This is a genomic window from Vibrio antiquarius (assembly GCF_000024825.1).
In the GTDB taxonomy this organism is placed as follows: Bacteria; Pseudomonadota; Gammaproteobacteria; order Enterobacterales; family Vibrionaceae; genus Vibrio; species Vibrio diabolicus.
On sequence record NC_013457.1, the window covers coordinates 283,841 to 305,430 of the forward strand.

At 44.1% G+C, this 21,590-nt stretch carries 19 protein-coding genes; 5 read left to right on the plus strand and 14 right to left on the minus strand.

Annotated features, from left to right (window positions below; genetic code table 11):
* Positions 1 to 131 precede the first annotated feature (131 nt).
* Positions 132 to 2,303, minus strand: a complete 2,172-nt coding sequence (gene katG / locus VEA_RS16365; RefSeq protein ID WP_006742300.1) for a catalase/peroxidase HPI — start codon at positions 2,301 to 2,303, stop codon at positions 132 to 134.
* Between the two features lie 185 nt (positions 2,304 to 2,488).
* The gene (locus VEA_RS16370) at positions 2,489 to 4,030 is read right to left on the minus strand and encodes a glutamate synthase-related protein (RefSeq protein WP_006742301.1); all 1,542 of its coding nucleotides are present in this window, start codon (positions 4,028 to 4,030) and stop codon (positions 2,489 to 2,491) included.
* 157 nt (positions 4,031 to 4,187) lie between these two features.
* Between VEA_RS16370 and VEA_RS16375 the strand changes: the two genes are divergently transcribed.
* Complete coding sequence (locus VEA_RS16375) at positions 4,188 to 4,667, plus strand: aminoacyl-tRNA deacylase (RefSeq protein WP_006742302.1); 480 nt, start codon at positions 4,188 to 4,190, stop codon at positions 4,665 to 4,667.
* A gap of 169 nt (positions 4,668 to 4,836) precedes the next feature.
* Here the strand turns inward: VEA_RS16375 and VEA_RS16380 are convergent, their stop codons facing one another.
* From VEA_RS16380 to VEA_RS16390, 3 genes are all read right to left on the minus strand, one after another.
* The gene (locus tag VEA_RS16380) at positions 4,837 to 6,249 is read right to left on the minus strand and encodes a coniferyl aldehyde dehydrogenase (protein ID WP_006742303.1); all 1,413 of its coding nucleotides are present in this window, start codon (positions 6,247 to 6,249) and stop codon (positions 4,837 to 4,839) included.
* Positions 6,250 to 6,374: 125 nt separating this feature from the next.
* Positions 6,375 to 6,947, minus strand: coding sequence for a GNAT family N-acetyltransferase (locus VEA_RS16385; RefSeq protein WP_006742304.1), 573 nt, complete (start codon positions 6,945 to 6,947; stop codon positions 6,375 to 6,377).
* Between the two features lie 114 nt (positions 6,948 to 7,061).
* On the minus strand, positions 7,062 to 7,520 hold the full coding sequence (locus tag VEA_RS16390; protein ID WP_006742305.1) for an NUDIX hydrolase: 459 nt from the start codon (positions 7,518 to 7,520) through the stop codon (positions 7,062 to 7,064).
* A 184-nt stretch (positions 7,521 to 7,704) separates the two neighbouring features.
* Here VEA_RS16390 and VEA_RS16395 point away from each other — a divergent pair, with 184 nt between their 5' ends.
* The gene (locus VEA_RS16395; protein WP_006742306.1) at positions 7,705 to 8,610 is read left to right on the plus strand and encodes a DMT family transporter; all 906 of its coding nucleotides are present in this window, start codon (positions 7,705 to 7,707) and stop codon (positions 8,608 to 8,610) included.
* An 82-nt stretch (positions 8,611 to 8,692) separates the two neighbouring features.
* Here the strand turns inward: VEA_RS16395 and VEA_RS16400 are convergent, their stop codons facing one another.
* Both VEA_RS16400 and VEA_RS16405 read right to left on the minus strand, forming a co-directional pair.
* Positions 8,693 to 9,007 carry a DMT family transporter gene (locus VEA_RS16400; protein WP_005395239.1) on the minus strand — a complete coding sequence of 105 codons (315 nt, stop codon included), beginning with the start codon at positions 9,005 to 9,007 and terminating at the stop codon, positions 8,693 to 8,695.
* Between the two features lie 150 nt (positions 9,008 to 9,157).
* Positions 9,158 to 11,263, minus strand: coding sequence for a M4 family metallopeptidase (locus VEA_RS16405; protein ID WP_012842325.1), 2,106 nt, complete (start codon positions 11,261 to 11,263; stop codon positions 9,158 to 9,160).
* A 352-nt stretch (positions 11,264 to 11,615) separates the two neighbouring features.
* On the opposite strand from VEA_RS16405, the gene VEA_RS16410 reads away from it, so the two are divergent.
* Positions 11,616 to 12,980 carry an endonuclease/exonuclease/phosphatase family protein gene (locus VEA_RS16410; protein ID WP_006742308.1) on the plus strand — a complete coding sequence of 455 codons (1,365 nt, stop codon included), beginning with the start codon at positions 11,616 to 11,618 and terminating at the stop codon, positions 12,978 to 12,980.
* A 290-nt stretch (positions 12,981 to 13,270) separates the two neighbouring features.
* Here VEA_RS16410 and VEA_RS16415 read toward each other — a convergent pair whose 3' ends face one another.
* From VEA_RS16415 to VEA_RS16430, 4 genes are all read right to left on the minus strand, one after another.
* A complete protein-coding gene (locus tag VEA_RS16415) occupies positions 13,271 to 13,804 on the minus strand; it encodes a hypothetical protein (RefSeq protein WP_006742309.1) in 534 nt (177 codons plus the stop codon).
* Positions 13,798 to 14,184 (minus strand): MAPEG family protein, encoded by a 387-nt coding sequence (locus tag VEA_RS16420; RefSeq protein ID WP_012842326.1) that lies wholly within the window; start codon positions 14,182 to 14,184, stop codon positions 13,798 to 13,800. Before VEA_RS16420 ends, VEA_RS16415 begins: the two co-directional genes overlap by 7 nt.
* A gap of 197 nt (positions 14,185 to 14,381) precedes the next feature.
* On the minus strand, positions 14,382 to 15,287 hold the full coding sequence (gene rarD / locus VEA_RS16425) for an EamA family transporter RarD (protein WP_006742310.1): 906 nt from the start codon (positions 15,285 to 15,287) through the stop codon (positions 14,382 to 14,384).
* Positions 15,288 to 15,388: 101 nt separating this feature from the next.
* Positions 15,389 to 16,111, minus strand: a complete 723-nt coding sequence (locus VEA_RS16430; protein WP_006742311.1) for a sulfite exporter TauE/SafE family protein — start codon at positions 16,109 to 16,111, stop codon at positions 15,389 to 15,391.
* 446 nt (positions 16,112 to 16,557) lie between these two features.
* Between VEA_RS16430 and VEA_RS16435 the strand changes: the two genes are divergently transcribed.
* A complete protein-coding gene (locus VEA_RS16435; protein ID WP_006742312.1) occupies positions 16,558 to 17,088 on the plus strand; it encodes a prepilin-type N-terminal cleavage/methylation domain-containing protein in 531 nt (176 codons plus the stop codon).
* A 48-nt stretch (positions 17,089 to 17,136) separates the two neighbouring features.
* Here the strand turns inward: VEA_RS16435 and VEA_RS16440 are convergent, their stop codons facing one another.
* Positions 17,137 to 18,117, minus strand: coding sequence for a chemotaxis protein (locus tag VEA_RS16440; RefSeq protein WP_025998672.1), 981 nt, complete (start codon positions 18,115 to 18,117; stop codon positions 17,137 to 17,139).
* 478 nt (positions 18,118 to 18,595) lie between these two features.
* On the opposite strand from VEA_RS16440, the gene VEA_RS16445 reads away from it, so the two are divergent.
* Positions 18,596 to 19,204 carry a response regulator transcription factor gene (locus tag VEA_RS16445; RefSeq protein ID WP_006742315.1) on the plus strand — a complete coding sequence of 203 codons (609 nt, stop codon included), beginning with the start codon at positions 18,596 to 18,598 and terminating at the stop codon, positions 19,202 to 19,204.
* Here VEA_RS16445 and VEA_RS16450 read toward each other — a convergent pair.
* Positions 19,201 to 20,088: a LysR family transcriptional regulator gene (locus tag VEA_RS16450; protein ID WP_006742316.1), complete on the minus strand. Its 888-nt coding sequence runs from the start codon at positions 20,086 to 20,088 to the stop codon at positions 19,201 to 19,203. The two genes, VEA_RS16445 and VEA_RS16450, sit on opposite strands and share 4 nt — an antisense overlap.
* A gap of 136 nt (positions 20,089 to 20,224) precedes the next feature.
* Positions 20,225 to 21,586 carry a GGDEF domain-containing protein gene (locus VEA_RS16455; RefSeq protein WP_006742317.1) on the minus strand — a complete coding sequence of 454 codons (1,362 nt, stop codon included), beginning with the start codon at positions 21,584 to 21,586 and terminating at the stop codon, positions 20,225 to 20,227.
* Between the last annotated feature and the right edge of the window lie 4 nt (positions 21,587 to 21,590).

Below are 21,590 nucleotides of genomic sequence, written 5' to 3' on the forward strand. Positions count from 1 at the left end.
ATGGCTCAAATGAGCTTAACTTTCAATCAAAGTAAAAAGACAGGTAAAGAAAAAGGCGAGCTTTGCGCCCGCCTCTCTTACTTATTCATCAACTTTGTTTACGCATCTACCGATTTGCATCGTTTCACTTATTACAAGTCAAAACGGTCGGCGTTCATGACTTTCGTCCATGCAGCGATGAAGTCGTGGATGAATTTTTCCTGATTATCATCTTGCGCATACACTTCTGCGTATGAACGTAGAATCGAGTTTGAACCAAAGACAAGATCCACACGGGTTGCCGTCCACTTCACAGCGTCGGTTTTACGATCACGGATTTCATATTGATTAGCACTCACTGGTTTCCACGTATATGCCATGTCAGTAAGGTTCACGAAGAAATCATTCGACAAAGTGCCGACTCGGTCAGTAAATACGCCCTCTTTTCCACCGCCGTAGTTACTGCCTAAAACGCGCATACCACCGATGAGTACCGTCATTTCTGGTGCTGTCAAACCCATAAGCTGCGCTCGGTCGAGCAACAACTCTTCCGGCTTAACCGCGTAGTCTTTCTTCAACCAATTTCGGAAACCGTCAGCAACAGGCTCAAGAACTTCGAACGATTCAACATCCGTCATCTCTTGGGTGGCATCACCTCGGCCTGGCGCGAATGGTACGGAAACATCATGACCTGCGGCACGCGCAGCCAGTTCAATACCTACGTTACCAGCAAGCACGATAGTATCTGCAACACTACAGCCCTCTTCTGCTGCTATTTTTTCTAGCACAGCAAGAACACGACTTAGACGCTCTGGCTCGTTTCCTTGCCAATCTTTTTGCGGAGCCAAACGAATTCTCGCACCATTTGCGCCGCCTCGGCGGTCAGAGCCACGGTAAGTACGCGCACTATCCCACGCCGTACTTACTAGATCGCTAATGGATAGGCCACTTGCTTCGATTTTTGTTTTCACTAAATCGACATCGTAGTCTGTCTTACCTGCAGGCGTTGGATCTTGCCAAATAAGATCTTCGCTTGGCACATCAGGTCCGAAATAACATGATTTTGGTCCTAGATCGCGGTGTGTCAACTTAAACCAGGCACGAGCAAAAACGTCATCAAAGTACGCTGGGTCATTTTGGAACTTTTCTGCAATCTTGCGATATTCAGGGTCCATTTTGAGCGCCATATCGGCGTCAGTCATGATTGGATTGTAGCGCTTAGAACCGTCTTCAACATCGACAGGCTTGTCTTCTTCTTCAATGTCGATTGGCTCCCACTGCCACGCACCTGCTGGGCTCTTCTTCAGTTCCCAATCGTACTTAAATAGTAGGTGGAAGTATCCGTAGTCCCATTGTGTAGGGTGCGTCGTCCAAGCACCTTCAATACCGCTCGTTACCGTGTCACGTCCAATGCCACGTGTTTTGTGGTTAATCCAGCCAAGACCTTGTTCATGAACGTCTGCGGCTTCGGGCTCTGGACCAAGGTTTGCGGCATCACCATTACCATGACACTTACCGACCGTGTGACCACCAGCTGTGAGCGCGACAGTTTCTTCATCGTTCATTGCCATTCGCGCAAAGGTCACACGCATGTCATGTGCTGTTTTGAGAGGATCTGGGTTCCCGTCCACCCCTTCTGGGTTCACGTAGATAAGCCCCATCATTACTGCGGCAAGTGGATTTTCTAAATCTCGCTCACCAGAATAGCGGCTGTTATCAGCGTCACTTGTGGCTAACCATTCTTGCTCGGAACCCCAGTAGGTGTCTTTTTCGGGATGCCAAATGTCTTCTCGCCCAAAGCCAAAACCAAAGGTCTTAAAGCCCATGGATTCATACGCCATGTTACCGGCAAGGACAATCAGATCGGCCCAACTTAATTTGTTGCCATACTTTTTCTTGATGGGCCATAAAAGGCGGCGAGCCTTGTCGAGGTTTGCGTTATCTGGCCAAGAGTTGAGAGGAGCAAAACGCTGGTTGCCTGTCGCAGCGCCGCCACGTCCATCCGCGATACGATAACTACCCGCTGCGTGCCATGCCATTCGGATCATTAAACCGCCGTAATGTCCCCAGTCAGCAGGCCACCAGTCTTGGCTATCAGTCATTAACTCTTTTAAGTCTTTTTTAAGTGCTTCGACATCTAGCTTTTTCAGTTCTTCTTTGTAATTAAAGTCCTGGCCAAATGGGTTGGTTTTGGAGTCGTGTTGATGCAGGATGTCTAAGTTTAAGGCATTCGGCCACCAATCCATCACCGACTTATCTGTAGATGTTTGCCCACCATGCATAACTGGACATTTACCTACCGAACCGCCGTTTGTGTTGCTCATATAATGCTCCTTCGTATCGTGGTTGTGGTAACCACTCTTTGTTATTCAATAAATCGAATATCCACCTCAAACAGCGTAGTTCATACACTGAATTTTTAGTTAACGCCAAGTCAAAATTTCCATATCTCGGCTAATAAATAATTGTTATCAAACATGTACCTATATGCAGAAAATATGGATAGAGATCAGTTTAAGTCCATACCTGAATACTTGATCCCAGACAGCCTCGCCATGTTGTGATCCCAGGTCGCTAAATCATGGCGACTAAATTCATTCAGAGCGTGGTGACCACATGCCCTTGCCATAACTTGCATGAGCTCGACCGAGGATTCGAAGAAATTTTTCAGTTGCTGAGATGATTTTTCGATATCGAGACGCTGCCTCAAATCGGCATTTTGCGTTGCGATCCCCGCAGGGCAATTATTGGTGTTACAAATCCGGGCCGCGACGCAACCGATCGATTGCATCGCACTGTTTGCTATCGCCACGCCGTCTGCCCCAAGTGCCAACGCTTTGACAAAATCCATAGGAACTCGCAACCCACCAGTGATGATTAATGTGACGCGGTCACTTGCACCTTTTTCATCTAAGTACTTACGCGCACGAGCTAACGCAGGAATGGTTGGCACGCTAATATGATCACGGAACATAGTTGGCGCCGCGCCCGTGCCACCACCGCGACCATCTAAGATGATGTAATCGGCACCCGCATCGAGCGCAAATTGTATGTCTTGCTCAATATGGTTTGCACTGAGTTTAAAGCCAATTGGAATGCCGCCAGTGATGCCACGGACTCTGTCAGCAAACTTTCTGAAATCGTGAGTAGTATGAAGATCTTTAAATGTTGGCGGTGAGATTGCTGGTTGGCCTTCGGGGATACCTCTCACCTGAGAGATCTTACCCACATTTTTATTTGCTGGAAGATGACCACCCGTGCCTGTTTTGGCGCCCTGCCCACCTTTAAAATGAAAAGCCTGAACATTAAGAAGCTTAGATTCATCGTAGCCAAACTGAGCACTGGCAAGCTCATAGAAATACCGCGAATTTGCAGCTTGTTCTTCAGGTAGCATCCCCCCTTCACCGGAGCAAATACCAGTCCCTGCCAACTCAGCACCTTTTGCTAGCGCAATTTTCGCCTCTTCCGAAAGTGCGCCAAAACTCATGTCCGATACCAATAAAGGGATAGCAAGTTTGAGCGGCTTACGCGCGTTTGGCCCCACAATCAACTCGGTAGACACGGGAACGTCTTCTAACAACGGTTGTGTCGCCATTTGCGCCACCATGATTTGTATAGCATCCCAATGTGGTAGCAAATGCCTAGGAACCCCCATTGCAGCCATCGGACCATGATGACCGAGTTTAGAGAGCCCTTCTCTCGCTAATTGGTGGATAAACTCTAGGGTTGGTTCTTCTTGAGTAGCGGACGCAGTCGGTTTGTCACTTTTCTCTCGTTTTTTCTCAGGGCCTTCTTTGCCGACTTGCTCAGAAGAAAAACGCTTATGTGTTCCATCACAAAATGGGGCATTAGAGGTATGCTTGCACTGGCAGAGATAGGCATCTTCGTCTTTTTCCGCGGTAAAGCTCATTGGCTTTAAGCCTGTTCCCGAATGCGACCCATCGCAATAAGGTTGATTTTTAGAACGTCCACATCGGCAAAAGTAATATTCTTGCCCTTCGGTTAGATTCACTTTAATCGGCTTATTATCGGCGATGATTGGCTTGCTCATGTTGCCCCCTGTTTATTATTGTTAACCACGCTTTCTCGCAGGCTTGCAATAAGCGTAGAACAGGAGCGGAAAGAGCGTCAGCGAAACCAGAGTAAAATACGCGATTGTCGCTTGCCTCACCTATACTCTTTATGGGTCTCATACACGTGGAGGCTGTATGACAATTGCAACCCGATTAGATGAATATTTGACTGAGCACAACATTCACTTTCAAACCGTGAATCACAGCCACAGTCATAGCTCGCTACAAAGTGGTGTTGCCGCAGGTGTGCCTTTAATGAATATCGCAAAAGGCGTCATTCTTGAGGATCATGAAGGGCATCATATGATGGCGGTCTTACCTGCCAACAACAAAATCAGTTTGTCGAGATTAAACGATGAATTTAACGCTACTTTCCACTTGGTGAAAGAGCGTATGGTTTACCGACTCTTCACTGATTGTGAACACGGCGCGATTCCACCGATTGGTAGTCCTTACCACATGTCGACCGTTTGTGATGAAAGATTAGCAAACTTGGAACATGTCTATCTTGAAGCCGGCGATCATGAAACTCTGATTAAGCTAGATAGAAAGGCATTTAAAGAGCTAATGAACGACTGCAAATACTTAAGATTCAGCAGTGAAGTTCTGCATTAAACTTCCAAAAATCTGTCGACATTTCATGAAAAAGGCTCTTTCAAAAAGAGCCTTTCTTTTTCTATTGGCGGTGCGTGTCGGAAGCTTCTCGGCTTTTGGTAATCCGCAATTTAGAACGCATAGAACCCCCAAAAACCGCCCGTTTGGGCGGTTTTTATCAATCCACCCACTATCGAACAAAAATCTTTTGTATCGCTTTTATCGCCATAGCTCTGCGACGCATTAATGCCCCCGTCCTTGGTAGCCATTTCGGCGTGTGGAGTACGGTTTTCGCGTGGCTAAAGGTTCTGAATCCTTCCACTCCGTGATAATGACCAATGCCTGATTCACCAACTCCACCGAAAGGCGCATCCTCAGCGCCAACGTGTAATACCGTGTCGTTAATGCCGACGCCGCCACTGTGTGTGTTGCGTACAATATGCCTGATGGTCGATTTGTCGTCCGACATAACATACAGCGCAAGTGGTCTTTGGTGTTGATTAATGTAGTCAATCGCTTCATCTACCGCTTTGTAGGGCTTGATGGGTAGAAATGGCCCAAATATTTCCTCTTGCATGATGCGCATATCTGTCGACACGTCTGTGATCAAATGAGGATACAAAAGCCTTTCCTGTTGAGGTGGCGCTTCAACAGTATGGATGCTTGCGCCCTGAGCTTTGGCGTCCTCAAGTAGCGCAGTCAAACGATCATACTGTCGTTGATTAATAATATGGGTCAGCTTTTGATTCTTGTTGGATTTCAAATAGAGTTTTTCAAAACGTTTTAAGAACAGCGTAATGAACTCTTCAACGCGTTCTTGTGGTACAAACGCGTAATCTGGCGCCACACAAATCTGGCCTGCATTGATGCATTTACCAAACAAAATCGCATCAACGGTTTTCTTCATGTCTGCATCTTCCGCAATGATCACCGGAGATTTTCCACCCAGCTCTAACGTCACTGGAGTCAGGTTATCTGCCGCTGCTTTTGCCACAGCGCGACCAACATTTGTCGAGCCTGTAAACAAAAGATGATCGAATGGCAGTTGACTGAAGGATTGGGCAACGTCCGCTTCACCTTCAAATACTTCGACATATTCAGACAACTCGCGACAAATATTGACGATGACTTTATTGGTTTTGGGCGTAAATTCGCTGAGCTTCATCATCACACGGTTACCTGCGGCCAAAGCAGTAACTAAAGGCGCAAGGCTCAAAATGACAGGAAAATTCCACGGCGAAATGATCCCGACCACGCCGAGTGGCTGATACTGAACAGTCACTTTCGACGGAGCAAGCAACAGACCGGATTCACGCTTACTTGGTTTGCACCACTTTTTTAGCTGCTTGATGGTGTAATTGATGTGCGAGACCGTCGGCAAAACGTCGGTCATGGCGGTATCAAATTCGGAACGATAGCCAAAATCCTCACTCAGCGCTTCCACCAATGCTTGTTTATTCGCGATCAGAGCTTGTTTTAGCAAGACAAGGCGCTGCTTACGTTCATCCAGACTAGGATAAGGTTCGGCGGCATACGCCGCTTTTAAGCGCTCAAGGCTTTGTTGTAACGAGCTGTCCACTTCAACCTCTGCGATTGCGTTCATGATGCTTCTCCTAACCTAGTTTCAACCGATGACGCTCCAAATTAACACGAGCGCAACAATGTTACTATTGTAGCGCTCGCGAAATTAGAGTTCGAACTCTGATTAAAATACCAGTGGGTTTGGAGCTAAGTCAGGCGCAACTCATAAATGCCGAGCCGTTGAGAGCGGTCAAGCGTCTCGAACTCGTGATCAACATATTCTTTTAATGTGGCACCAGCACGCTCAGCAATACTGATACTGGCGATGTTGTCTTCCATACAGTGGAATTGGATGAATTGCGCGTGCCCTTTCTGCTTCAAAAAAGGAATCAACACCGCGAGTACTTGGTCGATCACTCGGTGTCCTCGCCCATTGTTGGCAAGCCAATAGCCAATCTCAGTGACGCGTGTGTGCGAATCCACACCTTTAATGCCAATAACACCCGAAAACTGCCCATCAAAATAAATCGCGCACCAGTGGGCATCTAACGCTTTGCTGTTCACGCGCTGAGAGATGTAGTTCACTGCTTCTCTGCGGTTGGTCACAAAGTCCGTCCAAGGCAAATAGCCAGAGAGGCTGTTTCGATACGTGTTCACCACTTCCAGTAAAACGGTCGCGTGTTTGGTGGTAAGAGGCTCAATTGAGACCCTGTCTGAAACAGAAAAACTGGCCTGCATGCTATTTCCTTGATACGCCTTTTGGCACATGACCTCATCCATCCATATTATCCCTTTTTCAGTAAACACTACTCACAAATCCTACCGCCTCATTGCGTTGAGAACAAACTTCCATATTCATTATGTCAAACGTGCTTAAAAGGATGGCGTTCTCGTCTAGTCTGTTTGTTCAATCAACGTAAATGGCGTCAACGATTCCACATCCACGTAATGCCTCCACACATGTTCGTAAAGGTGGTGCTGATTTGCAAACGGGGCTAGTCGCTTTGCTTCTTCAAGCGTACACCAACAATACTCTGTGTGTTCTTCGTTAAGTACAACCGATTGGTTAGGTGGACAAAATAATACGAAGCATGGAATAACCATGATGCGGTTATTTTTTGCTTCGTAGAACTGTTCTAGAAAGTCTGCAGTATGTAACTCAACATCGTCAATTTGCGTCTCTTCTTTCAGTTCTCTGAGAATAGTTTGCCATCCGGTTTCACCGGCCTCTACACCACCAGCAACATGGCACCAATAACCACCTTTAACACGTTTGAGCAACAGCATTTTATCGACGCCATCAATTTTAGAAATGACAACGCCAGAAGTATGCGTCGCTTGTACTGGGATCATGTATACTCCTTAAATATCTAGATATTTCCTAGATGCGCTCCATGCGCGAATGAAAGATAGGGTTGCTTGAGAACCCATAGTCTACTGCTTATTCTCACTCTCGACAGATGTGTTTAAATATCACGGATCATTTTGTGAGCTGAGTATGCTAAAGTGCGATCTGTCGCAACAAATGAGCAGTAAAATGTCTAATTCATTCAACACTCTGGTTCCCATTGGTGTGCGCTTTATGGTGCTCTCCGCATTCGGTTTCGCGCTAATGTCTGCCACAGTAAAGCATGTCAGTCTTCATGGTATCCCTGTATTTGAGATTGTTGCAGCGAGGGCACTCGTCTCACTTGTTATCAGCTATTTAGATGTTAAGCGAAAACGAATTTCTGTATGGGGCAATAATAAGCCATTACTGTTTGCGCGTGGCGCAGTGGGCACCATGGCATTGATGTGCGTATATTATTCGGTGACTACCTTACCTTTGGCAGAAGCGACCATCTTCCAATACATTCACCCAGTATTTACTGCGCTCCTAGCCGTCTTTTTCTTGAAGGAACGCATTCAACCATCGACGTTCCTTTGCATTGCCTTGTGCTTACTCGGCATCTATATAATGGTAAGTCCAGAAACAGGACAAGAAGCAGAGCGCACTTTACCTATGTTTAGCGTAATGATTGCAATCTTGGGCGCATTTGGTAGCTCAATTGCTTATGTCATTGTTAGAAAACTTAGCCAAACTGAAGATAGTTCAGTGATCATTTTCTATTTCCCTCTGGTTGCTCTACCCGCTTCACTCTTACTGATTGGCGATGATTTTGTTATGCCCGACCTGTATCTGACTTTCATGTTGGTTTTGGTTGGTGTATTCACCCAAGTTGGGCAATTGGGATTAACCAAAGCAATGCAAACTCAGCAAGCGGGCAAAGCGTCTGCTTACTCGTATATTCAGATCGTATTTTCTGTGTTGTTAGGCATCATTTTCTTCGGCGAAATCCCGCTCATTTGGACGTACATCGGTGGTGCACTAATTGTAGCGGGCGCACTCATTAACGTATTTGGTCACCATTTGCGATTGCCATTCGTTAAGCACAGCGCTTAACCCTTCAGCCCCAAAGCGAGACAACACTAAAACGTAAAAAGCCAGAGTCGACTCTGGCTTTCTTTTTATGTTTAGACTGACGTTAAGCGGATAATTTTAATCCAGCGATACCGGCAACAATAAGCAGTAAACTCAGCAATTTTATCAGCGTCGCGGGCTCGTTAAATATGTAGATACTGACGATTGCCGTTCCAATCGCTCCTATACCTACCCAAACGCCGTAAGCGATACCGAGTGGTAGCGTCCTTAATGCAATTCCAAGTAACCAAAAGCTCAACACCATAAACGTAACGGTAAAGCCAGATGCCGCCAATTTGGTAAAACCTTGTGAGTATTTTAGTCCGACAGCCCATGCCACTTCGCATAAGCCAGCAATGAAGAGAATTCCCCAAGCCATGTCATATTTCCCAACGAGATGGGGTCGTCCCCGAGAAAAGATAGAGCGGTGAGGTCGTCCTCACTTCTTTGTGACTCGCTATTATATACAGAAAATTGAACGTAAAAAAATAAGGCCCTGATATTTCAGGGCCTATTTACATAAAAATCGCTAGGGCTTAGCGATGATGAATACGGTACCATCCGTCAACGTAAAGCTAACCTCACTGGTTTTCTTTCCGATACCGGATAAACTGCACTCGTTATCGTTATCACACGGCGTATTTGAAATAACATTCCACACGCCATTCATCAAGCCAGAACCAGTAATAATCGCCGTCCATGTTTTACCATTGTTGATTGATTGTGTAGTAACTTCATCAGATGGTGGTGGCGCTTCTTGTCCTACATAACTTGCTTCCACGTTCAAGTTACTGTAACTGCTGTAAGCGTACACGCCAATGTGCCACGTTCCTTCATTCGGAGAAGTAATACTACATGCTTCATTACTGTTGCTACTGTATGAGCGACAATCGTAGCTGGTTAAACTTGGTTCACTTCCCAGCTTAACGTAAAGATCCGCATCGCCGTTTGCTCCCGATGTGGTAACAGTAAAGTCTGAACTGTTGGTAGGCACATCAATCGTAAAACAATGCCACTCACCAGTAGATGAAGAGTCTATGTTGCTGGAAACACCATTGTTTAGGGCGATAGCCTCACACGTGCTAGATGGTGGCTCGACGACTCCGCCATCAACTGAAACACCGACCTGAGCAAAAGCGTCGGCTACATCATTCGCCGCCACGTTTAAGCTTTGGGCGGCCGCCAATACACCCGCAGCTGCAGAGTCAAACGTTTCGCTTGGCGTCCAGTAGTTCTGGTTAGCGTACGCAAAAACCTCGAACGCTTGTCGCGTTCCCCAATTGTACTCAACCGCCAATAGATAAAACGCTTTGTTAAACACACCACTTGAATAATGCACATCCATGCCACTCACATACTGAGACGCGTGATCAATTGAACGACCATCAAGGGGCGGATTATCCATGTAGCGCAGCGCCGCATTGGCAGCCTTTCTAATATCGTACCCAACTTTCCAGTCGTTAGAACCACGTGAATAGAATTCAGCCGCCTCACCTGCCATATCTGAGAAAGCCTCATTGATTCCGCCAGATTGCTCTGAATAAATCAGATCAGAGTTTTGTTCTGTAAATCCATGGCTAACCTCGTGCGCTGAGACATCTAAACTCACTAAAGGATAGAAATAACTCGCACCGTCGCCAAAAGTCATACTCGAGCCATTCCAAAAGGCGTTTTCATAGCGTTTGCGGTAATGCACTCGCATTTGAAGCTGAAACGTTAAGGGAGCGGTATTTAGCCAATCTTTGTACATGTCGTATACCACTTTGCCAAAGTAATGCGCATCGTTTAACGGGCTGTACGCTCCATTAATTTCTTTAACACTATTGGTTGGACAAACGAACGTATGTGTATTGCCAGACGTCCTACCATTCAAGTTGATGGTTTTGACCACGCCAGGAATGTCCATCAAACACGTATCACCGGATTGCTGGACTAATAGAGACTCAAAGTCCACACCATAATGATAACGACCAATTTTTTGGTTTCCTCCCGGACCATTCGCTTCTACGTACGCTAACCCCTCATATTGCAGCAAAATGTTTCCTGTTTTAGCATCAACAAGAAAGGTGGGACGCGTAGGCTTACCACCATGCTCATTATCAGCAAAAAACTGGACAATATAAGCTAAGTGCGCCACGTCACTTTTATCGACATAAATACGCAAACCTTGGCGCTGATTCTCTATTTGGTATCCGTTTTCACGGTACGGCTTTTGCGTTGAAGACATTACTTGAGAAAGCGACAATCTAGGCACCATATCATTGATATCTCGGGCAATATCCTTTACGAGAGTGCCGTTGATGTGCTTGATTTGGCCCTGTTTATCACGATGTACGACAATTTGCTTGCCCCAAATCGGGACGCCTTTAAACATCTGCTGATAACGACTATGCGTACCGCCGTTTTTACCTTTGTTGGTTTTCAGCTTTTGTACACGATTTCCATTTTGTAAACCTAACACACGATCTATATTTTGTGTGGCTGCAAGGTTGCGTTTTTCTAAAGCAACAACAAGACCATGGTTTTGCTCTAGCCGTTCGGACTGAGCGGCGGATAAAGATGTTGAAAAAAGAAGTGGTGAAGCAAGCATTGCCGTGACAAATAACCTGCTCTGGTAGTTTGATACTGAACCCATCGGTTAGCCCCCTATTTTGCATCAATAGCAAAGCCAAACTGACCAGTTCTTATTTGTTTGTTTCTCACCCGAAAGTGAAGTCAAACTTATCGTAATCATCCCGCTCATTGATTTTAGCACACACAATCATACAGCTTATGTTTTAGTGCCATTTCATCTATTAAAAGCGACACCATTTTTTAACAATTTGCATATAACCTTTTGGTGTTGAAAGTGTTGCGTTTATTGCACAAATCACACAAAAACTAATTGAACATGTAAATATGAAAACGTTTGTGTGATTGATATCGCTTAAAACAATTACTGATGACTTTAATATTCAGCCGAATCAATTATTAGGTATGACGTACCCATGAAAACAATCAAAACCTCTATCGCTCTCCTGGTTGGCGCCGCTCTATTATCTGGATGTAATGACGACACTGAATACGTCAATGTTCAGCCTAAAGAAGTAAAAATAGCGACTTACAACCTCTCTTTTGACCGTGCAACTTTTGAAGCTTTAGTAAGTGAAATGCAAATTGAACCAGCGCAGCAAACTGTATTGGTTACTGCCTATTTAGACGGTTCTATCGCCGCTGAAGACAAAACCACTGCGGAAAAAGTCATTCAAATTCGAAACGTTGCTGCGATTATTCAGAAGAATCGCCCTGACGTTCTTATGATGGCGGAATACAACAACGACGGAACAGGCGAAAACAAAGCTGCCCTTGAAGGCTTCCAGAAGAACTACCTGTCTGTCGCGCAAAGCATCAATGGTGCAGGCGGTGAAGCGAACCTTGAACCTATCGAATATCCTTTCGCGGAGTCTTACTCTACCAACACAGGTTTGCTAAGCGAGTTTGACCTCGACAACAATGGAACAGCAGGTCAAATGCCGGGCGATGCATGGGGCTTTGGCATGTACCACGGTCAATACGCCTTTGCCCTAATGTCTAAATACAAGATTGATACGGCAAATACGCGCACGTTCCAAGCGTTTAAATGGAAAGATATGGAAGGTACGAAGATTCCAACCATTACTATCTGTGACGGCTCACAAAAAATTCCAGATGGCATGAAGTGTGGTGATGAGTGGTACTCTGCAGAAGAATGGGATCAAGTACGCCTATCTTCTAAAAACCACGTAGATGCACCAATTATCATTCCGACTCGCAATGGCGAGGAAGTTGTGCATCTACTGATGTCGCACCCTACTCCACCAGTATTCGACCCAGGTAAAAACAAAGCGCAAAACGCAGCCGAAGTAGAGTTCTGGCATCACTATATTCAAGGTAAAGACTATTTCTACGACGATGCTGGTAAGAAAGGCGGCTTAGCGAGCGGGGCTAAATTCGTAATGATGGGCGATCAAAACCTTGATCCAGTAGCCGGTGACGGTATTAGCTCTGTAATGCAAGAACTGCATAATGATCCATTGGTTAACCAAACCGTGATGAATGGCGAGCTTTATCCGACAAGCTTTGGGGCAGCCGAACACGCTGTTGACCGCAGCTCCACTCACCCATATCCGAATCGCATCACTTCGACGTTTGGCTTAGGTGTAGATTATGCCTTGCCTTCTGCAAACCTAAATGTGGTGGACTCTGGTGTATACTGGTCAGCTTCTTATGAAGAAGGTCGTAAGCTATTTAACGATGCGCGTATCGGCAAGTATGGTGATGGCAAAGATGTGTCTTCCGACCATCGCATGATCTGGATTAAAGCACAGTTCTAAACTATGTCATTTAAATAAAAAAAGCCAACCACAAGGATTCGTGATTGGCTGTATATATTTGTGAACAAAGTGGTTCACTAACAACGTCAGTTGGCTAGGTGACCCTCGGCTTAGAAAGGGTCATTCATACTAAAGCATGAGACGTGCCAACTTTGTAGCGCACAAAACAGGTTGTTATTTAACCACTTTCATTAAAACTTCACCAATAGCCACTGTTTGCTCACGCAATGAATTGCAATTTGCAAATTATAATTGGCATTTCGCAATAGACCCTACCATTAACTTTTGTTCTATGGCTTCCTAGCCAAATCACGTGCGAGGATTAATGCGAGTCCGAATACTTGCAAGAAGAGCCCAATATTCTTGTACCAAGCGATCTTTTCATCTTGCTTTGCCATTAGCTCATTGAGCTCTACATTCTCAATGTAATAGTCATCAATGCGATCTCTATAGGAAGCTTGTGCTTGGTTTATCTTTGACATTAGCTGAGGGAGTTTATCTATTTGTATTTTATCCGATTCGTGATGAGTCCAAGAGGATAAGTGCCCTTCCACTATCTGCTCTATCTCCGAAGGTATCGCTGCGCTCTGACCTATGTGCAAGTGAAGCAGCAACGCCTCTCTTTTTCTTTCTAGAGTTTCAACGCTATTCCACGCGAGTTGGATGGAATACAAGTTTTCCGCCTTTTGCTCTGCGAGTTGCGAATACTGTTTGCCAAGCCTATCAAGGACCAAGCTAGTAAGAACGATCGCGCCAATATTCAGTACTAACCCAATCAGAACGAGTACCCATGGCGGCGGGATATAGCTACGAAGACTTACCATAACTTATCGTACGGAAGATAAATCATATTCAGCACAACCAGAGAAAGTATCACTAGAAATGTCACCTGCATGCCCCTAACACGCCTTTTTAAGTCCTCTTTCAATATACCTCGAGCATGGATAATTCGACCGATCACGAAAATAATGCCTGTGAGATGTATCCAGGTTGGGTAAGCGCTATTGAATTCTAATAGTGCCATTAGAATCAGAGTAATGGGGATATATTCTGTCGCGTTACTCTGTGCACTACGAGCGATTTGGAGAGCCTCCACTCCTCCGTCAGCATAAGCAACCTGATTTAAGCGACGCTGCTTAATCACTTGAACGGCCAACCAAATAATCAGTATTGCAAGAATGCTAGCGTATAGAGCTGTGATCATATGTCGTCCTTTTTGATCCGGTTTTCATTATATAGCGTGTCACTTGGCTATAAATATAGCGGTATCCTAATGATAATGCGTCAATTAACCTCAAATTATGCTTATAAGAAAACGAGTAAGAGAATACTTTATGGAACTAAAAACGCCCTCGAATAGAGGGCGTGAGAGTGAAATCGTGAATATTCAAGAATGGTGCACTATAAAGGATGATTGGCCAGCTTTTTACGCTTATGCCCTTTGACAATACTTTCAAAGATTGTAAATAACAGCCCCACCCAAATAAAGGCAAAGGTCACTGCTTTAACTTCATCAAACAGTTCACCGAAAAACATGACAGCCAAAACAAACTGCAAGCTTGGTTCAATGTATTGCATTAAACCAACTGTCGATAAGTTTGTTATACGTATCGCGATAGAATAAAAAATCAGTGGTAAAAGCGTGATCGGTGCGCTGCCAAAGTACAAAAGCAATGTTGTGATATCTACACCTGAAGCCAACTCACCCACTGTCCATTGTTTGTAAAACAAATACGCCACGGCAACTGGAGTCAATAGCAGCGCCTCAACAAATAAGGTGGTGCTCCAGTCGTATGTTATCTTCTTCTTGTACAACCCATACAAAGCAAAGAACAACCCCATCGTTAGTGCGATAACAGGTAACTGGCCATAATGAATCACTTGATACATCACGCCAATTGTTGCTAGCACAATTGCGATGAGTTTGCCTTTTGATAGCTTATCTCCAAGAATAAACACGCCTAGTGCCACAGACACTAACGGTCCAATAAAAAAGCCTAAGCTTGCATCGATGACTCGATGGTGAGTCAAAGCCCAAGTGAACGCACTCCATGAAATACACATCAAGCTGCTCGCGACAAACGTGTACCACAAAGATTTTTTGTCACACCAGATTTCTTTCCAACTCGGTCCTCGACGGGTTATACCAAGCACAATTAAGAAACCGACAGGAACTGAGCCGATGATTCGCCATGCCAGCAACTCATCCATTGAAGCATTCGGTAAATAACGATAATAAATGGGTAGCAGCCCCCAAATTACAAAGGAGAATGCTGCCATAAAAGTGCCATAACGAGTGTTATTCATAAAACTATCGCTCATCTAAACGAATAAGTCAGCGCAAACAAATCGCGCTATGCATGATAAAAGGAACGCGATATCCCTGTGAATTTAAGATGCTGAGGGCATTATTGGTTCAACGCTTGTACTACTGCTGTAAACCCACTCACAAAACACAACATAAGTGCTCCAAATCGAATTTTTTCTTTTGGTAACGATTGGGTGGTTTTCATCGCGAGCCAATACCCAAGTGCTGCCGCAGGTAATAGCGGAATAGTAATCACCAAATGGTGTAATGTGAAGAAACCAGCGGGAATTTGAACAACGAGCGAAATGATGGAACTGAAAACAAAAAATGCCGATAGGTTACCACGTAACTGATTCGCTTCTTGATGTTGCAACAACAACGCCATCGGTGGGCCTCCAATCGCCGAACTGGTACCAAACAATCCAGAAAAGAATCCTGCTAATGTCATACGCGCAGGTGTGGGTTCAACCCGAAACGGTAAAACACTCACCACAACCGCGAATAACACCAAAAAACCAATCCAAAGTGTAAGGGCTTGAGTCGAGACAAAAAACAGTAGCAAGCCGCCAGCGACCGATCCGAGCACACGCCCAATCAATGCCATTTTTAAACCGCCGATTTCAACACTACTGCGGTGCTTCATCGCATTCATCAACGAAATAAATAACGCGACTAAACAGATTGGTGCAGGCACATACTCCGGCGCCCAAAGAATCAGTAAAGGTGCGGCAACAATTGCCAAGCCAAAGCCTATTGCGGTTTGTACATAAGAGCCAAGAAATATTAGCCCTATCGCAAGCAAGTTTATCGAATCGAATTCCATTTAGATTATTCTTATATTTGAAAGCCAAACACGAAAGCAAAGCACATTCGCACGATGAATGCGTCGAGTGTGTTGTGATATGAATCTCGCGTAGCATTCATCAAAGTGAACAAAAAGACAATCCATTTGTGCGGTTTGCCGTCACTTCTTTTCGTCTTTCATTCAGCCGATGTACGCGTATGCTTATATCTAGGCGAATTCATGCTCGACTGTTCATGCAGCATTTCTTCCACGGAATTAATGACTGCTCAAAAACGGCCGCATTAGATCTTTGAATCCTCCTCCCGCTCTATATAGGCGTAACCGATTCTCACTACGTCGGTATAGCACTTTATGACTCATCGCTTTATACTATTGATCATTTTGTCATTACCGTACTTATTTACACAACAACAAGTGTACGGTCAGTGTTACTTTTTCTACCTTTAACTTGCTGTGAAAATAATATGAGAAAACAAACTGGATTTACTCTAATAGAGTTAGTCGTAGTTATTGTCGTGCTTGGCATTCTTGCTGTCACTGCCGCACCACGCTTTTTAAACCTTCAAAGTGATGCGCGTGAAGCGCGTTTAGAAGGCATGAAGGGCGCGATTGCATCAGCGCTCGGTGTCGGTTATGGGAAAATGGCGATTACAGGGTTGGAGAGCAAATCTTACGTTTCAAACTTCGTAGACAGTGCTTTAATGGCCGATTTACCATTTGACGGTTGTAATATTGGTGGTTCAAAACGCTGTGTTTTCTTATATGGGTATCCTGATTCTGATAGCGAGTCGATGAAATTGCTTGTGCAAGGGCTGAACGAAGAAGGCTCAGATTGGAAAACATTTCATCACCCAGCGGGTTCAACAACACGAGAAATGGTCATTGCAGCAGTAGACGAAAAAAGAGCAAGCCTGACACAATGCGGGATTTTATATGGACCACCGCAGGCTCCAAACGAAAGTTACACCTTAAAAATTCTTCCATGCCCACAATAAGATAAGGCTGCCCATCGGCAGCCTTATTTTTAATCTTATCGGGTTTGTTTACGCAAAGTTAAATACGTATTTATCCATCATATTCACCATACGGCCAATCTCTGGCTTGGTAATCGTATCATTTGCGCCAAGAGACAGTGCTTTCGCTCGGTTATCCTCACTCATCAATGATGAGAACATAATGATCGGCATTTCATGAAACGCTTCAGTATCGCGTAGTCTCTTCACTAAGTGCATACCATCCATTCGAGGCATTTCTACGTCTGTAACCACCGCATCTAACAGCTCTTTAACTGGCAAGTTTTCTTCTTTCGCGACCTCGATTAAGCTCATTAATTTCTCATGAGCCTCACCACCGTCTTTACAAGTGATCACATTGTAACCTGAAGAAGCTAATGTATCTTGAATCAAAGAGCGAATAAATGCTGAGTCATCCACCACCATGATCGTTTTAGCATTACGCTTACCCACCATTCTCTGGTTTAGATCTACCGACTTATCCCCTTTCACATCGTATTTTTCCATACTCAGCTCTGGGTTAATATCCGCGATGATTTTTTCAAAGTCGAGAATCATGATCAGGTTGCCTTCTTTGCGAACAACGGCCACTACACAATCTTGTTCGCCCGCTTCCAAAAACTGACTTGGTGATTCCACATCATTCCAAGAGATACGATGAATACGTGAAATACTATCAATCAGAAAGCCATTGGTCATTTTGTTGAAATCAGTAACGATAACAAACTTACGCTCTAGGTCCTGGCGTGTTGGTACACCTAACCAACCAGCTAAATCTACTAAAGGCGTCAATACATCTCTGGACGAAAACACCCCGATCATGTGAGGTTGTGCGTTTGGATAATCGGTTGTCTCTGGTACGCGAATCACTTCTCGTACTTTCGCAACGTTGATGCCGTAATAACAAGTTTTTGTGCTGCCATCCGGCAATGTTTTTTCTAAATGAAACTCGATGATTTCAAGCTCATTGGTACCACTTTCTGTCAAAATGGTGCTGGTTACGTTACTCATAAAGCCAATTATCCAACCAAAATACGCATCAGAAAAAGTTTGATGCAAACGCCATGAGAAGCCATTCTCAGGCTAAAAATCCAAGCATCCTTTTTAGTCGTTACAACAAAGTTTGTAAACCACCAAAAGGACGGCCAACGCACATTTCCATATCAAACTGTGAAAAAATGTCTCATTTTTGAACAGGATAACATGAGTTAACTTAGTGCGACGTTACCTTCCCACTTTTAACGGCCATTTCGATGAAAAGTTTAGGGTTAATATTGATGTTTTTCGTTGGCCTATCACTATACCCACACATATGAAATCCCTCGTGTATTGGCGTATTCGACAGTATCTTATTCAATTGTGCTCAGTGAATTTCAATTATAGAAAATGTCATTTTCCTTTCCATCAGAAAGGTTTTTCCTACAATCCCTCTTAATACAATCATATTGCGTTGGGCGGTATGACAGTTCGGATAGTAGTGAGGCTCCATTTGAATAATGTTCTTATCATTGATGACCAACCACTTTACAGCGAAGCACTGACTTCTCTTGTTGAGAGCGTAATCATCACAGCCGAAGTCATTCAGTCGAAAGACAGCGCAGAAGTAATGGACTTAGTGAGAAATACAAAAATTGATTTTATTATTCTAGACGTTGTCCTTGGTGATCGAGATGGTATGCGTTTGGCGAAGAATATTTTAGCAACGGGCTATCAAGGTAAATTACTTTTCATTTCTTCACGCGACTATTCCAGCCTTTCTAAAGCGGCTTACGAGATGGGAGCTCATGGTTTCTTGAATAAAAACGAGACAAAAGAAGCGATTACTGACGCGATTGTGAGTGTCTCACGTGGGTACTCTATGTTTAAGTCTACTCACGCTCCTTCTAATGGTGATGTCACGCTATCCAATCGCGAAGCCATGGTGTTCCACTACTTAGCTCAGGGCTATTCAAATAAACGTATTTCAGAACAACTATCGCTCAGCGCTAAAACCATCAGCACTTACAAAACTCGTATTTTGAAAAAATACCATGCAGATTCATTAATTGAATTACTGCATACGATCCCAAGCGCTGAAAACATTCAATGCGATCGTTAGTTCTTCATATATTTTGCAATGGCATCGGTTAATATCTGGTGCATTGCGTCGTGACGATGGCTTTGCTTCATCTGAAGTACAACCTTTGGCCAGCCGTTGGGGTAATAAGATTCAGGAATACGAATAAAACGGTATCCTTCGATTGGCGCCTGATACTCCAGAAAAACCGTCGCCGCCTTTTTTTGTTTGAGCAGCTTTAGCACACTGCTCACGTTATCTAGCGCTGCAATTCGATTGATCACCATACCGTGATTCTCCATTGCTCGTTTTGCAAGCTGCTCTTTCTCTTTCCAACCGATAATTTCAAGCATAATAAATGGCAGTTTGGCAGCCTCTCCAAGAGTGGTGATCCCAAGCTCTTCCGGAACAACAACCACAGCAGGCGCGTAGCCAATAAATTTCTGATGGATAGATTTTGGCAATTCATCATTGAAGTAATGAAGCTGGGCATCCACTTTGCCTAAAAGGATTTCGTCCACCGTATATTCCGTGATGGTTGCGACAGTAATATGAGCTTTAGGAAACAGCGTCATTAAATCCATCGCCAACAAGTGTCCAAATGAGTACTGAGCCGTTTGGGGTAAACAGACCGTTATATCCTTACTGTATTTTTCTGGTTTGAATTCTGATCGAACTAAGCATGTTTCTAAGTTATCTAATGCATCTGCAATTTTGGGTAGCTGACGCATCAGAAAGTTGGTGGGTTCTAAATGATGTGGGTGACGAATGAATAGTTCATCACCAAGTTGGATGCGTAAGCGAGCAAGATATTTACTGATCGACGCCTCACTCTTGCCCAAGGCTTTCGCTACGGGTTTAAGCTGACGATGCTTTTCTAACAGAACCAGTATTTTTAATAGGTTTAGATCAAGGTCTTTGTTCACGATACAGTACCAGTTGGGTCTTATGCTAATCAGCAATCAAAGGAGCATTATGCATTGCTCGACTAATATAAAAGACCAAGGGTACTGCTTGGTCAAATTTATCAAACAGTTATGTCATGGTTATGTATTGTTGTCCTCAAACACGCTGTTTTTTCATTTCATATAACTCTTCATCTGCTCTCACGATCACCTCTTGCAGCGTTTCATCCTCTTCGCGCACAGCAACACCAGTACTAACGCTGATCTCTATATCTAATGTATTTAAACGATTGTGTTTAACAACGCCACGGAGCTTTTTCGCTAACATGGAAGCTTTGCTCATGCTGCATCCGGGCAAAATTACAATAAACTCATCACCACCAGTCCTGACTAAGTAGTCACTGTTCCGAAAAACCTTTCTCATTGAGTCTGCAATAATAACAATGACTTCATCGCCAACATGGTGTCCGTAACGATCATTAATCTTCTTGATACGATTTCCGTCAATCGCAATGATAGAGTATGGTTCAACCTCCATTCGATGTTTAAACCGCTCTTCTTTAAATACTCGCCGATTTAATAATCCGGTCAAGTCATCTTGCGTTACATCACTCAGAGCATTTTCTAATTGAATTTTGCTCTGTTTAGATTCATTGGCTTTTCGATAATAGGCGAACGCTACGACAGAATAGATGACAAGAATAAAGCTGTAGTCCACCACTATTTTACTAAACGGATATTGGTAAATAACAAGATTATTATTGTCGGCAACATAGGATTGAGTGTAAGCAAAATGAGCTAAGGGGTAGCTCGGAAAGTAAATAATTATCTGCTTATTTCCGTTACTAACCTCTACGTCAACGGCTTTGCCTTCATTATAAAGCGATGATAAATACAGTTGTTCCGAAAATTCGCCGACAAGCTTCCCTCTATAGTAGACGGGACTCATGATACTTAATGCCATCTCATCTGAATACGTGGTTTTGAAGGGCTTAGAGATAAGAACTCGGTCGGAGAGCTGCTCTTTCCACGCGGCAAGAATACAAGCGTAATTCACTCTGCACCATTCTATATCAAACGTCTCTTTAGATCCCTCTAGAGCTGGGATTGGTCGTTCTAAGATGAGTTTGTCACTAGTGTAAGAACGAAAGTACAATATGGCGTCTTCTCTATCGTAGACATTGGACAAATGAGCTTCTGCTTGGTGTAGTGCTTTACGAGCAACAGTTTCCACATAATCTAGGTTTTTATACGGCTTTAAAGCATAAATTGCATCTTGAAAACTGAAGTCAGTCAGTACTTCTATTTGTTCGATACTGAAGTTTTCATACTGCGCCAATTGAGCTTCGGTCAACAAGCCTAGCAGAATGACCTTCTGCTTTGTTTTTGCTAAATTGTTAGCGTACGTATTAAATTGCTTCTCCTCATAAGAGATGAGTACAGCACCAATCATGGTCACCGATACAATAAATAACAACATCGCAACCGCAAAAGAAGAAACAAAACTTCTTACATTCATAACA